14 protein-coding genes are annotated in these 15,190 nt (G+C 66.2%); 6 read left to right on the forward strand and 8 right to left on the reverse strand.

The window, feature by feature from the left end:
* Positions 1 to 37 precede the first annotated feature (37 nt).
* The 8 genes from rseP to rpsB all read right to left on the reverse strand — a co-directional run bounded on the left by rseP (position 38) and on the right by rpsB (position 7,726).
* Positions 38 to 1,384 (reverse strand): RIP metalloprotease RseP, encoded by a 1,347-nt coding sequence (rseP, locus tag DVT68_RS12415; RefSeq protein WP_114825830.1) that lies wholly within the window; start codon positions 1,382 to 1,384, stop codon positions 38 to 40.
* A 22-nt stretch (positions 1,385 to 1,406) separates the two neighbouring features.
* The gene (locus DVT68_RS12420; RefSeq protein ID WP_114825417.1) at positions 1,407 to 2,597 is read right to left on the reverse strand and encodes a 1-deoxy-D-xylulose-5-phosphate reductoisomerase; all 1,191 of its coding nucleotides are present in this window, start codon (positions 2,595 to 2,597) and stop codon (positions 1,407 to 1,409) included.
* Positions 2,594 to 3,412: a phosphatidate cytidylyltransferase gene (locus DVT68_RS12425; protein WP_114825418.1), complete on the reverse strand. Its 819-nt coding sequence runs from the start codon at positions 3,410 to 3,412 to the stop codon at positions 2,594 to 2,596. The genes DVT68_RS12420 and DVT68_RS12425 overlap by 4 nt, the downstream gene beginning before the upstream one ends.
* A 32-nt stretch (positions 3,413 to 3,444) precedes the next feature.
* The gene (gene uppS / locus DVT68_RS12430; RefSeq protein WP_114825419.1) at positions 3,445 to 4,185 is read right to left on the reverse strand and encodes a polyprenyl diphosphate synthase; all 741 of its coding nucleotides are present in this window, start codon (positions 4,183 to 4,185) and stop codon (positions 3,445 to 3,447) included.
* 28 nt (positions 4,186 to 4,213) lie between these two features.
* Positions 4,214 to 4,771 (reverse strand): ribosome recycling factor, encoded by a 558-nt coding sequence (gene frr / locus DVT68_RS12435; protein ID WP_114825420.1) that lies wholly within the window; start codon positions 4,769 to 4,771, stop codon positions 4,214 to 4,216.
* Between the two features lie 170 nt (positions 4,772 to 4,941).
* Positions 4,942 to 5,664, reverse strand: a complete 723-nt coding sequence (gene pyrH, locus DVT68_RS12440) for a UMP kinase (RefSeq protein WP_114825421.1) — start codon at positions 5,662 to 5,664, stop codon at positions 4,942 to 4,944.
* A 234-nt stretch (positions 5,665 to 5,898) separates the two neighbouring features.
* The gene (gene tsf, locus DVT68_RS12445; RefSeq protein ID WP_114825422.1) at positions 5,899 to 6,777 is read right to left on the reverse strand and encodes a translation elongation factor Ts; all 879 of its coding nucleotides are present in this window, start codon (positions 6,775 to 6,777) and stop codon (positions 5,899 to 5,901) included.
* A gap of 58 nt (positions 6,778 to 6,835) precedes the next feature.
* The gene (gene rpsB / locus DVT68_RS12450; RefSeq protein WP_114825423.1) at positions 6,836 to 7,726 is read right to left on the reverse strand and encodes a 30S ribosomal protein S2; all 891 of its coding nucleotides are present in this window, start codon (positions 7,724 to 7,726) and stop codon (positions 6,836 to 6,838) included.
* 343 nt (positions 7,727 to 8,069) lie between these two features.
* On the opposite strand from rpsB, the gene map reads away from it, so the two are divergent.
* The 6 genes from map (at position 8,070) to DVT68_RS12480 (ending at position 15,150) form a co-directional block, all read left to right on the forward strand.
* Positions 8,070 to 8,837, forward strand: a complete 768-nt coding sequence (gene map, locus DVT68_RS12455; RefSeq protein ID WP_114825424.1) for a type I methionyl aminopeptidase — start codon at positions 8,070 to 8,072, stop codon at positions 8,835 to 8,837.
* A 605-nt stretch (positions 8,838 to 9,442) separates the two neighbouring features.
* Positions 9,443 to 12,091 carry a [protein-PII] uridylyltransferase gene (gene glnD, locus DVT68_RS12460; protein WP_114825831.1) on the forward strand — a complete coding sequence of 883 codons (2,649 nt, stop codon included), beginning with the start codon at positions 9,443 to 9,445 and terminating at the stop codon, positions 12,089 to 12,091.
* Between the two features lie 116 nt (positions 12,092 to 12,207).
* On the forward strand, positions 12,208 to 12,759 hold the full coding sequence (locus tag DVT68_RS12465) for a YfaZ family outer membrane protein (protein WP_114825425.1): 552 nt from the start codon (positions 12,208 to 12,210) through the stop codon (positions 12,757 to 12,759).
* A gap of 141 nt (positions 12,760 to 12,900) precedes the next feature.
* Positions 12,901 to 13,728, forward strand: coding sequence for a 2,3,4,5-tetrahydropyridine-2,6-dicarboxylate N-succinyltransferase (gene dapD / locus DVT68_RS12470; protein WP_114825426.1), 828 nt, complete (start codon positions 12,901 to 12,903; stop codon positions 13,726 to 13,728).
* Complete coding sequence (locus tag DVT68_RS12475; protein ID WP_114825427.1) at positions 13,725 to 14,081, forward strand: Spx/MgsR family RNA polymerase-binding regulatory protein; 357 nt, start codon at positions 13,725 to 13,727, stop codon at positions 14,079 to 14,081. Before dapD ends, DVT68_RS12475 begins: the two co-directional genes overlap by 4 nt.
* A 1-nt stretch (position 14,082) precedes the next feature.
* Positions 14,083 to 15,150: a VIT1/CCC1 transporter family protein gene (locus DVT68_RS12480; RefSeq protein ID WP_114825428.1), complete on the forward strand. Its 1,068-nt coding sequence runs from the start codon at positions 14,083 to 14,085 to the stop codon at positions 15,148 to 15,150.
* The last annotated feature ends 40 nt before the right edge of the window (positions 15,151 to 15,190 follow it).

Below are 15,190 nucleotides of genomic sequence, written 5' to 3' on the forward strand. Positions count from 1 at the left end.
CCGGACACCGTGCGACCTTCGGCAAAGGCGGCGCGCGTCACGAGGGCAAGAAGCGATGGATGTCGTTGTAGAAAGCCAATCCCATCAACGTGAATAGCAGAACTAGGCCGACATACTGTCCGGCCATCATCACGCGTTCGCTGACGGGGCTGCCTTTGACCAACTCAATAAGGTAATACAGCAGCCAACCCCCGTCCAAGACAGGGATGGGCATGAGGTTGAGAATCGCCAGGCTCAGGGAGACCATGGCGAGGAAGCTGAAGAACCAGCCGGCGCCCATGCTGGCCGAGGCATTGGCCACCTGGGCGATGCCGATCACGCCGGACAGGTTCTTGGTCGAAGCCTGTCCGGTCAGCATCTTGGCGATCATGTTGAAGGTGGAGGCGGCGCTGTCCCAGGTCATCTGCAGCGAGGCGCCGATCGCCTTGAACGGGCCGTAGCGCAGTACCGCCGGCTCACGCTCCGTCGGGCGTACACCGATCACCCAATTGGCGGGCTGGCCTTCCAGCGATTCCATCCGCGCGGTGACCGACAGCGGGATCGTCCGGGCGCCGCGCTTGACCTCGATGGTCAGGGTGGGGGACTTGGCCGCTTCGGCCGGGAGGAGTTTCTGGAATTCCTCGAACGTGTCGACCGGCTTGCCGTTCAGGCTGACGACGCGGTCTCCTCCCTGCATGCCGCCCAGGGCGGCAGCCTCGCCGGCCATGACCGTGCCGACCACGGCCGGCATGGGCGCCAGCTTCAGGCCGAGCTTGTCGAGATACTGGCCAATGTCTTCGCCGGCGGGCAGCTGGTTGAGCGGCAAGGTCAGGTCACGCTCCTTGCCATCGGCGCCGCGCACGTGCAGCGGCAGCGGGTCCCGGCCGAGCAGGGCGTTGGCCACCGCGTCCATGGAGTCGCTCCAGGTGGCCACGGTGCGGCCGCCCACGCTCAGGATGCGGTCGCCCTGGCGGATGCCCGCCTCGGCGGCCATGCTCTGCGGCGCGGCGGTGACCAGCGGGGCCACGTCCGGCTTGCCCAGCAGGAACATCAGCCAGAACGCGAACACGGTGAAGATCAGGTTGAAGCCCGGGCCGGCCGCCACGATGGCGATGCGCTGCCACACCGGCTTGCCGGTGAACTCCTGCCCCGCGAGGGCCGGGTCGACGTCGCCCTCGCGGGCGTCGAGCATCTTCACGTAGCCGCCCAGCGGGATCATGGCGACCTGGTATTCGGTGCCGTCCTTGCCGATGCGCTTCCAGATCGCCCTGCCGAAGCCAACCGAAAAGCGCAGCACTTTCACGCCGCACTTTCGAGCCACCCAGTAGTGGCCAAATTCGTGAAAGGTCACCAGCACGCCGAGCGTGACCAGTAACCAGAACACCGAGCCGAAAAGAGAATTCATCTGCAAGAGCTTATCAGGCTTGTCAGCACGCGTTGCGAAGGATGCGGCGGGCGGCGTCGCGGGCCATCCGATCGCGTTCATTCAGGGTCTGGACATCGACCACAGCTTGCGGCGGCAGTTCCGTAAGAACGCTCTCGACGAGGTTTGCGATGCCCAGGAACGGCAGGCTGCCCGCCAGGAAGGCCTCCACGGCGACTTCGTTGGCGGCGTTGAGGATCGCCGTGGCGTCGCCGCCCGCGCGCAGGGCCTGGAAGGCCAGGGCGAGACAGCGGAAGGTGTCGAGGTCCGGCTGCTGGAAGGCCAGCGGCGGGGTGGCCGCCAGGTCCAGCGGCAGCACACCGGCCTCGATACGCTCAGGCCAGGCCAGGGCGTAGGCGATGGCGGTGCGCATGTCCGGGTTGCCCAACTGGGCCAGCACGGAGCCGTCGACGTATTCGACCAGCGAGTGCACCAGGCTCTGCGGATGGACCAGCACGTCGATGCGGTCGGGCGGGGCGCCGAACAGGTGGTGCGCCTCGATGACCTCCAGGCCCTTGTTCATCAGGGTGGCTGAATCCACCGAGATCTTGCGCCCCATCACCCAATTCGGATGCTTGCAGGCCTGTTCCGGGGTGACGCCGGCCAGCTCGGCGCGGGTACGGCCGCGGAACGGGCCGCCGGAGGCGGTCAGGATCAGCCGTCGCACGCCGCTGCGAGCCAGCTCCGGGCGACCGCCCGGCAGGCACTGGAAGATGGCGTTGTGCTCCGAATCGACCGGGATCAGCTCACCGCCGCCGGCCGCCAGCGCCTCCAGCAGCAGGGCGCCGGCCATCACGATGGATTCCTTGTTGGCCAGCAGCAGGCGCTTGCCGGTGCGGGCCGCGGCCAGGGTGGAATCGAGGCCGGCCGCGCCGACGATGGCGGCGACCACGGTGTCGCACAGCGTGCCCGTGACGGCGGCGGTGATGGCCTCATGGCCGCTGGCCACCTCGCAGCGCACGCCCGCGGCGGCCAGCCGGCGGGCCAGCTCAGCCTCGAGCGCCGGATCGGCGATCACCGCCAGATCGGGTCGGAAACGCACGCACAGATCGGCCAGCGCGGCCGCGTTGCTGTGCGCGGTGAGCACGCTGGCGCGGAAGCGATCGGGGTGGCGCGCGATCACGTCCAGCGTGCTGCCACCGATCGAGCCGGTGGCTCCGAGCACGGCAACCTGGCGAAGAACGTGGCTGTTCATAGGCCCAGCAGCAATTTTCCAGCAGCGAACACCGGCAGGGCGGCAAACACGCTGTCGAGGCGATCGAGCAAGCCGCCGTGACCGGGAAACAGGTTACCCGAGTCCTTTACGGCGGCATGGCGCTTCATCAGGCTCTCGAGCAGGTCGCCGACGATCGAGGCGGCAACGGTCAGCGCGGACAGCAGCAGCAGCCCTGCCATTTTGGCGCCGCCCACGCCCAGCAGCACACCGCCGACGCCGGCCACGAGCGCGCCGGCCGCGAACGCGCCGTAGACGCCCGCCCAGGTCTTGCCCGGGCTGATGGTGGGGGCGAGCTTGCGACGGCCGAAGGCGCTGCCGGCGAAATAGGCGCCGATGTCGGCGGCCCACACGATGAACAGGGCGATCAGGGTCCACCAGTGGCCGCGGTCCCCGGCGCCATGGATGGACACCACTGCAACCCAGGCCGGCACGATCACCAGCAGGCCCGCGCCCAGCTTGATCAGGCTGTTTTCGCGCGTGGGCGCGGCGGCGAAGGCGAAGTGGCGCAGCCACTGGCCGACCACGATCCACCAGGCCACGCCGATCCCGATCAGCATCGGCCACCAGGGCGTGTCACGCGACACCCAGCACACCACCAACAGCGCAGCAGTGAAGGCCAGCAGCGCCCCGCGCGGCGGATACGCCTTGAGGCCGGACAGGCGGGTCCATTCCCACATGGCGGCCAGGAAGGCGAAGGCGACGATCGGCGCGAACAGCCAGGTCGGCGCGAGCAGGATCAACCCGATCACCAACGGAGCGAGGAGCAGAGCGGTGAGGGTGCGCTGAAGCAGCATGCGGGTCCTTGGTTTGCCCGGGTGGGCGACGGTCAGGCCTTTCGGGCCACCTGCTCACCGGTCTTGCCGAAACGGCGTTCGCGGCGGGCGTAATCCTCAATGGCGCTCTTGAGGCTGTCCTGATTGAAGTCGGGCCACAGCGTATCGGTAAAGTGCAGCTCCGCGTAGGCCAGCTGCCACAGAAGGAAATTGCTGACCCGACATTCGCCGCCGGTGCGGATGAACAGGTCGAGCGGAGGCAGGTCGGCCAGGCACATCCAGTGGCCTAGCAGCTGCTCGTCGATTTCCTCGGCACGTATCTCGCCGCGGGCCACGGCCTCGGCAGCCTTGCGCGCCGCCTGCACGATATCCCAGCGACCACCGTAGCTCACCGCGATGTTCAGGTGCAGCGCATCATTGCCTGCGGTGCGCGACATCGCTGCGGTCATGCGCTGGCGCAGGCCATTTTCGAACGTGCCGAGGTCGCCCACGAAACGGATGCGCACGCCATTGCCGTGCAGCTCGTCCACTTCCTTGTCGAGCGCCCGGACAAACAGCTCCATCAGCGCGCCAACTTCGTCCTGCGGGCGCTGCCAGTTCTCGCTGGAGAACGCGAACAGGGTGAGTACCTTGACGCCCTCGCGCAGGCAACCCTCGACCACGGTGCGCACGGCCTTGCGTCCGGCGTTGTGGCCGAACGTGCGCGGCCGGTGGCGGAGTTTTGCCCAGCGGCCGTTGCCATCCATCACGATGGCAATGTGGCGCGGTATCCGCGCGGAGTCGGCGCTGGTCATGTGCCTCAGGCTCTCGAAGCGATGGCGCTCAGAGCGCCATCAGCTCCTCTTCCTTATTCTTCACGACGGCGTCCACGTCCTTGACGAAGCGGTCGGTAAGCTTCTGGATCTCGTCTTCGGCCTTGCGCTCGTCGTCTTCGGTGATCAGCTTTTCCTTGAGCAGATCCTTGACCTGCTGCATGGCGTCGCGACGCACGTTGCGGACGGCGATCTTGGCTTCCTCGCCTTCATGCGCCACGTGCTTGGCCAGCTCGCGGCGACGCTCTTCGGTGAGCGGCGGCATGTTGAGGCGGATGGTGGTGCCGGCGGTGTTCGGCGTGATGCCGATGTCCGAGGCCATGATGGCCTTTTCGATTGGAGCCACCAGGGTCTTCTCGAATGGCGTGATGATGATCGAGCGCGAGTCGCCCAGCGCAACCGTCGCCACCTGGTTCAGCGGCATGTCCGAGCCGTAGTACGGCACCTTGATGCCGTCGACGAGAGCGGTGCTGGCGCGGCCGGTGCGCAGGCGCGTCAGACTGTGCTTGAGCGAGTCGATGCTCTTGCCCATGCGGGTCTGGGCATCGTTCTTGATGTCATTAAGCATGGGAAACACCCCTCAATCCGTGCAAGCGGACGAGTATAGCAGGGGGCTACGGGGCGTTGGTGCGCGGGGCCTGCCATGTTGTGGCGCCGCAAGAATGGCCTGTCGCGCGAATCCTCTCTCCCGCGGGTGGCGACTTCGCATCGTCCGGGGGAGAGAGGGAGCAACCTGGATCAGTTGTCGGACACCAGGGTGCCGATTTCTTCGCCGCGCATGATGCGCATGAGGTTGCCGGCGACGGTCATGTCATAGATGCGCAGCGGCATGCCGTGGTCGCGGCACAGTGCGATCGCGGCGGTGTCCATCACGGCCAGCTTGCGCTCGATCACCTGATCGTAGGTGAGATGATCGTAACGGACGGCATCGGCATGGCGGTGCGGGTCGGCGGTATACACGCCATCGACCTTGGTGGCCTTCAGCAGCAGGTCCGCGCCCACTTCCACGGCGCGCAGCGCCGCAGCCGAGTCGGTGGTGAAGAACGGGTTGCCGGTGCCGGCCGCGAACAGCGCGATGCGGCCCTTTTCGATATGGCGAACCGCGCGGCGGCGGATGAAGTCCTCGGCGACGTCGTGAATCGGGATCGCGCTCATCACGCGGGCGAAGCCGCCGCGGCGCTCGATGGCGTCCTGCATGGCCAGGGCGTTCATCACGGTGGCCAGCATGCCCATGTGGTCGCCGGTCACGCGGTCCATGCCGGCCGCGGCCAGGCCGGCGCCGCGGAAGATGTTGCCGCCGCCGATGACCACGCCGATCTCGATGCCGGCCTTTTGAACTTCGATGATTTCGTCGGCCAGGCGGCCGATCACGTTCGGATCGATGCCGTAGTCGGCCTCGCCCATCAGGGCTTCGCCGGAGAGTTTGAGCAGGATGCGACGGTATGTAAGCGGTGCGCTCATGGGGTCTCCGGATTGTGTGGGCAAAACGCGCGCATTGTAACGACAGCGACTCGAACCGGTAAGGGTTTCGTGCCGCGGGGGAGGGAGAAAGTCCAGGCCTGCCGCGGGCTTGTGCCGGCGTTGGGGGTGCAGGCCACCGTCCGCGCCGGGATGGGCGGAGGGAGGAAGGGGCTTTCATAAAAAGAAAAAGCCGCGGTTGTCCGCGGCTTTTCCCGATACAGCTGAGGTAGGGTCTTAGCCCTGCATCGCCTTGGCGACTTCGGCCAGGTAGTCTTCCTGCACCTTCTCGATGCCTTCGCCCACGGCCAGGCGAACCACGGCCACAACGTCAGCGCCTTCCTTCTTCAGGACGTCGCCCACGGTGGTGTTGGTGTCGAGCACGTACGGCTGACCGACAAGGGTCACTTCCGACACGATCTTGTTGATCTTGCCGGAGATGATCTTCTCGAGGATCTCGGCCGGCTTGGCCTTGTCCTTCTCGGTCATCTGGCTCAGCGCGATTTCCTTTTCCTTCGCGACGAACTCGGCCGGGACATCTTCCGGCTTGATGTGCGGCGGGTTCATGGCGGCCACGTGCATGGCGATGCCCTTGGCCAGCTCTTCCGAGCCGCCCTTGAGCGCCACGATCACGCCGATCTTGCCACCGTGCGAGTAGGTGGCCAGCGGGCCATCATTCGCGATGCGGGCAACGCGGCGCACTTCGATCTTCTCGCCGATGGTGGCGGTCTGGGCCTTGGCGGCGGACTCGACGTTGTCGGCGCCCGGGAAAGCGGCGGCCTTGGCGGCGTCGATGTCGGCGGCGCCGGAAGCCAGCACGGCCTCGGCCACTTCGTTGGTGAACTGGATGAAGTTCGGCGCCTTGGCGACGAAGTCGGTCTCGCTGTTCACTTCGACCAGCACGGCCTTGCCGTTGGCCTGGGCGGTCGCGATGCGGCCTTCGGCGGCCACGCGGTCAGCCTTCTTGTCTGCCTTGGCCAGGCCGGTCTTGCGCAGGTGTTCCACAGCGGCTTCGATGTCGCCGTTGTTTTCGACCAGCGCCTTCTTGCAATCCATCATGCCGGCGCCGGAGCGCTCGCGCAGTTCGCTAACCAGTTTTGCAGTAATGGCGGTCATCTGGGTTCCTCAAAAGCTTTGATGCGCCCCGACCCTTGCGGGCCGGGGCAGGGAAGGCTTACTCGCCGTCCGACGACTCGTCGTTGCGACCGCCGCGGCCACCACGGCCACCGTCACGACGCGGCGCGCCGGAGCCCTTCTTGGCCGGGCCGCGGTTGTTGCGGTCGTCACGGCGCGGGGCAGCCTTGCGCTCTTCCTTGGCAACCGGGTTGCCTTCTTCGTCGAGCTCGACGAACTCGTTGGCGTCGCCCTGGGCGGCGGCCGGCGCAGCGGCCTTGCCTTCGAGGATCGAGTCAGCGGCGGCGCGGGCGTACAGCTGGATGGCGCGGATGGCGTCGTCGTTGCCCGGGATGGCGTAGTCGACCAGTTCCGGGTTGTAGTTGGTGTCGACCACGGCGATGACCGGGATGCCGAGCTTCTTGGCTTCCTGCACGGCGATGTCTTCATGACCGATGTCGATGATGAAGAGGGCGTCCGGCAGGCGATTCATGTCCTTGATGCCGCCCAGCGAGTTCTCGAGCTTCTCGCGCTCGCGGCGACGGGCCAGCACTTCGTGCTTGACCAGGCGGTCGAACGAACCGTCGGTCTCGGCGGCTTCCAGCTCCTTGAGGCGGGCCACGGACTGCTTGACGGTGCGGAAGTTGGTCAGCATGCCGCCGAGCCAGCGAGCGGTAACGAACGGCATGCCGGCGCGTGCGGCCTCTTCGGCCAACGGCTCACGGGCCGAACGCTTGGTGCCGACGAACAGCACGGTGCCACGCTTCTGGGCCACGGCCGACAGGAAGTTCATCGCGTCGGTGAAGAGCGGCAGGGTCTTCTCGAGGTTGATGATGTGGATCTTGCCGCGGGCGCCAAAGATGTACGGGGCCATCTTCGGGTTCCAGTAACGGGTCTGGTGACCGAAATGCACGCCAGCTTCGAGCATCTGGCGCATGGTGACTTGAGCCATGGGTAAAACTCCGATTGTTGGGCCGCCCATATGGATGGGTTGGACCCGGGGGTTGGGACCTCCACGCATCCCCGGCTTCGACCCCGGCAGCCCATATGATGTGGAGGGCTGGCCAAGGCACCCCGAAGGCGGTGCCGATGCGTGTGTGGCGTTTAAGTGTCCAATCAAGGACTTGTAGGGGTTGTACCGCAACGCGGTTACAATCTCCCTCGCTTTGCGATGACCGCATGTGCCGATGAAAACGGACACATGGGGTCAGCAAAACTTGGAAATTGTAGCCGGTACGCCGGCGGCGCGGCAAGTTGCTGGATTTCTGGGCAATTGCCGCCATATGAGCAACGTTATGGCAGTCACCCTGAAAACCCCCCAAGACATCCAGTCCATGCGCGAGGCCGGCAAGCTGGCCGCCGAAGTGCTGGCCATGCTCAAAGAGCACGTCAAGCCCGGTGTCACCACCGAGGAACTGGACCGGCTCGCCTACGAGCACATCACCAAGGTGCAGAAGGCCATTCCCGCCAACGTGGGCTACAACGGCTTTCCCAAGACCCTGTGCACCTCGGTCAACCATGTGATCTGCCATGGCATCCCCAGCCCGGCCAAGGTCCTGAAGGACGGCGACATCATCAATTTGGACGTCACCGTCATCAAGGACGGCTGGCACGGCGACACCAGCCGCATGTACTTCGTCGGCGCCCCGTCGGTGCTGGCCAAGCGCCTGGTGGACACCACCTTCGAGGCGATGATGCACGGCATCCAGGCAGTGCGCCCCGGCGCGACGCTGGGTGACATCGGCGCGGCGATCCAGAAGCACGCGGAAGCGGCCGGCTTCTCGGTGGTGCGCGAGTACTGCGGCCACGGCATCGGCAAGGTCTACCACGACGAGCCGCAGGTGCTGCATTACGGTCGTTCAGGCACGGGGCTGGAGCTGAAGAAGGGCATGACCTTCACGGTCGAGCCGATGATCAACGCCGGCAAGCCACAGACCAAGCAGCTGCCGGACGGCTGGACGGTAGTGACCAAGGATCACTCTCTGTCGGCGCAGTGGGAGCACACCATTGCGGTGACGGATGATGGGTTCGAGATTTTGACGCCTTGGCCGGATGCGGCGTGAGGTTGAGGGAGGGGTCGCTTCGGCGGCCCTTCTTTTTGGGGGCGCTTTGACGTTTCGGGTGAAGTGGTTCCCTTGTGGCGGTGCACTCTGCGCTTGATCGGGTTTTGCCTCGGTCCCACCTCTCCGTCATCCCAGCGAAAGCTGGGATCCAAGGACTTTGGCTCTTGGCTTTGTATTTGGCGCTTCCGCCAGCGTGCCGCCTGCGCGGCGGGCGTTTCGATCGTCTGCCGACGCTCGAGTCACTTTTCTTTTGCTGGCCCAAAAGAAAAGTAACCCAAAGAAAACGGCCTGAGAGGCTCGTAGCGACATGTGAGATCCAAGAATGGCCGACTGCGGCTAGCCGGATCGGTGACGTGGTACCTCAGGGATAGTAGCTACACAGCAACGCGCCGAAGCGGAGAGGACTTAGAGCGGTCACGTCGCGATGAGGTGAGGATTTCAAGCGGAACCCGCTCTGCTCCCTCTCCCCTCCGGGGAGAGGGTTGGGGTGAGGGGTCGAACTTGCGGTGACCCACAAGTATCGCCGGCACATTTCATCAACACATGACTGCTTCTGGGCCTCATGCATGGCAGACTTGCTGCACTGCCACACGCGCCTGCTGACCATGCCCGTCGCCCCGATCGTGCTGCCTCCCTTGCCCCGTCTGCCGATGGCGGTGCCGCGATCGGGTGTGTCGACCGATGCGCGCCGGGCGTTGCGCCAGCTGTTGGGCGACGTTGATCGTGCGCTGACCACCGCGTTCCGCGATGGCGCCGATGCGACGGCGCTGGCGCATCGGCGCAGCGAGTCGGTGCAGCGCATCGTGGTGCATGTGTGGACGGCCTGCCTGGGCGACGTGAGCGACGCGGCGCTGTTTGCGGTCGGGGGCTTTGGGCGCGGGCTGCTGTTTCCCCATTCGGACGTGGACTTGCTCGCGCTGGTTGGTCCGTCCGAGCCGGCGCGGCTGCGTGCACTGGAGCAATGCTTCGCCACGCTGTGGGACATTGGCTTGAAGGTCGGGCATGCGGTGCGCGATCTCGTCCAATGCCGCGCGCTGGCCGAACAGGATGCCAGCGTGTTCACCAGCCTGCTTGATGCGCGCCGCCTGGTCGGTGATCCATCCATGGAAAAAGGCCTGCGCTCGATCACCAGCGACCCCACGCTGTGGCCGCCGGCTGCCTACCTCGCTGTGCGCCTGGCCGAGCGTGATGCACGCCACGCGCGCTACAACGACACCGCCTACAACCTTGAACCCAATCTCAAGGATGGTCCGGGCGGCCTGCGCACGCTCGATGCGCTGCGCTGGCTGGGGAAGCGCCTGGCGCATGCCGACGATTTCGACGACATGGTGGCCGAAGGGCTGCTCGATCCGGCGGAAAAGGCCACGCTGGAGCAGGCCGAGGCAACGCTTCGCCGCTATCGATTCGCCTTGCACCTGGAGGCGGGGCGGGCGGAGGAGCGCCTGCTGTTTGACTATCAGCGCGCGTTGGCCGAGCGGTTGGGGTTCCGGGACGAGCACGAAAAGAACCTGGGCGTCGAACAGTTCATGCAGGGCTATTACCGGGCCGCCAGCCAGGTGGAGCGGCTGGGCGTGCAGATCGCCGAGCGTTTCGAGGAGATGCTGGAGCCACCCACGGCGCCGCAGCCGGTGGGCGAGGATTTCGTGCGCCATGGCAAGCGTCTGGCCGTCCGCGATCCGGACCTGTTCATGCGCCGACCCGCCGCGCTGGTGGAGGCTTTCATCGCGCGACTGGGCGAGCCGGGCATCACGGGTTTCAGTGCGGAAACCATGCGTCGCATGCACCAGGCGTCGGCGGTGTTCGATCAGGCGCTGGCCGATGACCCGGAAGTGCTGGCCGCATTCCTGCGCCTGCTGAAGCTTGGCGCGCCGGCGGTGGATGCGCTTTGGCGCATGAATCGCCATGGCCTGCTCGCCGCGATCCTGCCGGCCTTCGGCAAGGTGTTCGGGCGTATGCAGTACGACCTGTTCCACGTCTACACGGTGGACGAACACACGATGCGCGTGCTGCGCAACGTGGCGCGCTTTGCCGATCCTGCTGCCGCATCGACGTTTCCCATCGCCTGCGAAATCTGGCCCACGTTGCCCAAGCCGGAGTTGCTGCTGCTCGCGGCATTGTTCCACGACATCGCCAAAGGGCGCGGCGGCGATCACTCCGTGCTCGGCGAAGAGGAAGCGATTGCGTTTGGTCGGCGCCTGGGCATGCCAGAGGAAGACACCCAACTGGTGGCGTGGCTGGTGCGCTGGCATTTGCTGATGAGCACCACGGCCCAGCGGCAGGACATTACCGATCCGGACGTGGTCCAGCGTTTTGCGGAAGCCGTGGATAACACCGAACGTTTGGATCTGCTCTACCTGCTGACCATTGCCGACATCATCGGCACCAGCCCCAAACTGTGGAATGGCTGGAAAGACCGGTTGCTTGCCGACCTCCACACGTCCACGCGCTATGCCTTGCGCAGCGAGGAAGAGCTGCCTCCGGACGCGGGCGTGCGAGTGCAGCATTGCAAGGAGCAGGCGCTGGCCGTGCTGGAAGCGCAGGGTTACATGGCGGACGCGTGTGCACGTGTCTGGCGCGCGTTTCCCGAGCAGAGTTTCCTGCGCCACCATCCGGAGCAGATTGCCTGGCAGACAGCCGCCATCCTGGACGCCAAGGGCGCGACGCCGCTTGTCGCCGTGCATCCGCACTCCGTGCGTGGCGCCACAGAGTTGTTCGTCTACACGCCCGATCGCGACGGCCTGTTTGCCGCCGTGGCGATCATGCTCGATCGCCTGCATCTCTCGGTGATGGAGGCGCGCATTCTCAGCTCGTCCACGGGCATGGCGCTGGACACCTTCCTCTTGCTGGAATCGGACTCGCAGCAGCCCGCGTCCACCGAGCGCGCGGAGGAACTGAAGCAGCGCCTGCACCGCGCACTGTCACAGCCCGGCCACGTGCATCAGCCGTCGCGCCGCAGCATGTCGCGCCACCTCAAACACTTCCAGGCAACGCCCAAGATCGCCTTCAGCACGACGGGCGGCCGCACGCGCCTGGCGCTGGTGTGCAGCGACCGGCCCGGCCTGCTGGCGGCCGTTGCGCAGGTGATGTTCGAATCTGGCGTGCGCGTCCACGACGCGCGCATCGCCACCTTCGGCGAGCGCGTGGAAGACTTCTTCCTGATCACCGACCGTCACGACGCGCCGCTCGGGCATGTGCAACAGGATCGCCTGCTGCGTGCATTGCTCGACCAGCTGAGCACCGCCAAACGCGCCTGAGCGTGATCGCGACAACTTGGCACGGCCGTCCGCAGCGGGTCTAATGCCGGCCCCGCGTCGGCGTGGATCGCCGCGTGCCTGCGGGCTTGCATTGTTTCAAAGGAATCACAGACAGAATGAATAACTACAAATTTTCGCTCGCCCTGCTGGCGGGCGCGGTCTTCTGCGCGCCGGCGTCTGCCACCTCGGTCGTGGCGGCTGGCGGTGACGGATCGGTCGGCATCGATTTCGGCGTGCCGCTGTCCAGCGGGCTGCGCGCCGACCTGGGTTACCTCAAGACCGATGACCGCCGCGGCGACGCGGACATCTATACCGCGGCGCTGATGGTCGTGCCGGCCTCGCGCGACATCCACTGGGAAATCGGCGCGCGTTACCAGTACCAGGATGCGATCTACGCCTCAGGTGGCGGCGTGGGCCTGGGCGGTTCGGTGGACGTGCCCACGGGGATCCGCTGGTTGTCGCTGGGCGGCTATGGGTTCTATACGCCCGATGCGCTTACCCATGGCGACATGAGCCATGGCTACGACTACGGCGCGCAGCTGCGCGTGCGGCTGGGCGCCAGTGTCTCGGTGTTCGGCGGCTATCGCCACATGCGCACTGAGTTTGACGGCGCTGGCAGCCACGACCTCTACAAGGGGCCGATGTTCGGCATCAACGTGGGGTTGTAAGCCCCGGCGTGGAAGGCGAGCCGTCCGAACGTTCGCGCCGGCCCGACTCGCGGGGGCGCGCGAATCTTGTCAGAATCAGCTGTCCTTGCTCGCGGCCGGCTGGCCGCAGCCCCCTTTATGGTCCCTATCCCAGTGAATGCCATGCAGAACATCGAAACCCTGATCGAAGACGCGTTCGCGCGCCGCAACGACCTCACCCAGAGTGAGATCGAGACCCATCTGCGTCCCGCCATCGAGCAGGTGATCGGGCTGCTGGAGAGCGGCGAGCGCCGGGTCGCCGAGCCGGACGGCGCTGGCGGCTGGGTGGTGAACCAGTGGATCAAGAAGGCGGTGTTGCTGTACTTCCGCATCAACGGCAACCGTGTCGTCGATGGCGGCTCGGCGCTGGCCTTCGACAAGGTGCCGCTTCGCTTCGCGCACGGCAACGATGCGGAGCTGCAGGGCCTGGGCGCGCGCGTGGTGCCGGGCGCGCTGGTGCGCCGTGGCGCCCACGTGGCCAAGGATGCGGTGCTGATGCCCAGCTACGTGAACATCGGCGCCTACGTCGGCGCGGGCACGATGGTCGACACCTGGGCCACGGTCGGCTCGTGTGCGCAGATCGGCGCCAACGTGCACCTCTCCGGTGGCGTGGGCATTGGCGGCGTGCTGGAGCCGCTGCAGGCCAATCCCACCATCATCGAGGACAACTGCTTCATCGGCGCGCGCTCCGAGGTGGTGGAAGGCGTGGTGGTGGAGAAGGGCAGCGTGATCGGCATGGGCGTCTTCCTCGGCCAGTCCACGCGCATCTACAACCGCGCTACCGGCGAGGTCAGCTATGGCCGCGTGCCCGCGGGCAGCGTGGTGGTGGCCGGCAGCCTGCCGTCGAAGGACGGCACGCACAGCCTATATGCCGCCATCATCGTCAAGCAGGTGGACGAGAAGACGCGCAGCAAGACTGGCATCAATGAATTGCTGCGGAGCGCTGAATGAGCGTCACCCTGTACGGGCTGGGTACCTGCGATACCTGCCGCAAGGCGCGCAACTGGCTCGGTCGGTTCGATGTGCCGCATGCATTCGTCGACTACCGCGCCAACCCGGTGCCGGCAACGACGCTGAAGGAGTGGGCGCAGAAGCTCGGTGGCTGGGAGAAGCTCGTCAACAAGTCTTCCACCACCTGGCGCAACCTGCTGCCTCAGCGCAAGAACCCGGGCAGCGACCCGGAATGGACGCTGCTGCTGAAGGAGTACCCCGCGCTGGTGCGTCGCCCCGTGGTGCTCAAGGAGGACGGCTCGGTCAGCGTGGGCTTCACCGACAACGGCTTCAAGAAATTGTTCGGAAAGTGACATGAGCAGGCCACGCTCGGCACGCCACTACCGGACCAATCTGCGCATAGAGCGCGATAACGCCGTGCTCTACGACAATCTGGCGGAACTCGCCGGTGACCGACGCCTGAGCCATGCCTACCGGCGCATTGCCGATGGCGAGCGGGCGAATGCGCAGTTTTGGGAAGAGCGGCTCCGGCACGCCGGCGCCGAAGTCCCGCCGGCGCGCACTGGCGTGCGCGTACGCGTGCTGACCTGGTTTGCGCGCCAATTCGGCACCGAGTTCGTGATGCCCACCGTGGTGCGGCTGGAACATGCCGACCATCTGCCGACGCCTGTCGATCGCACCGGCCACCGCGATCATTTCCTGGAGCCGCACGCGCCGACCACGCGCAGTGGCCGACACCGCACGCAGAGTGGCAACACGCTGCGCGCGGCCGTGCTCGGCGCGAACGACGGGCTGGTTTCCAACGCCAGCCTGGTGATGGGAATGGCCGGCGCCGTCACGGGCGACCACGCCATTCTGCTTGCCGGTTTCGCCGGGCTGGTCGCCGGCGCCTGCTCGATGGCGCTGGGTGAGTGGCTGTCCGTGAACAGTTCACGCGAGTTTTACCAGGCGCAGATCGCGGCTCGCGCTGAGCGTTTGGCCGTGGCGCCGGAGGACGGCGCGAGCAGCCTCGCCGGCATCTACCGCGACAAGGGCATGCAGCCCGATGCCGCCAGGGCGCTGGCCGATCAGATCGCCGAGCGCCCGCGCACGGCGCTGGACACGCTGGTGCGCGAAGATCTCGGCATCGATCCGGAAGAACTGGGCGGCTCGGCCTGGGGCGCCGCCATTTCGTCGTTCTGTCTGTTTGCATTGGGCGCGCTGTTCCCGGTGGCGCCCTTCCTGTTCCTGAAGGGGGCGGACGCCATCTTCGCCAGCATCGGCTCGACCATGCTCGGGCTCGTGCTGATCGGCATGGGCACCGCGCTGTTCACCGGGCGCAGCATGGCCTTCTCCATTGCGCGCCAGCTGGCCATCACGGTGGCCGCCGCCGCCATTACCTATGGCGTTGGCCACGTGCTCGGAACCACCTTGCTGGGCTGAGACCCTGTCGTTGTTCTCCGATATCACTGCGTGAGGAACC

This window comes from Dyella solisilvae (assembly GCF_003351225.1).
Taxonomy (GTDB): Bacteria; Pseudomonadota; Gammaproteobacteria; order Xanthomonadales; family Rhodanobacteraceae; genus Dyella; species Dyella solisilvae.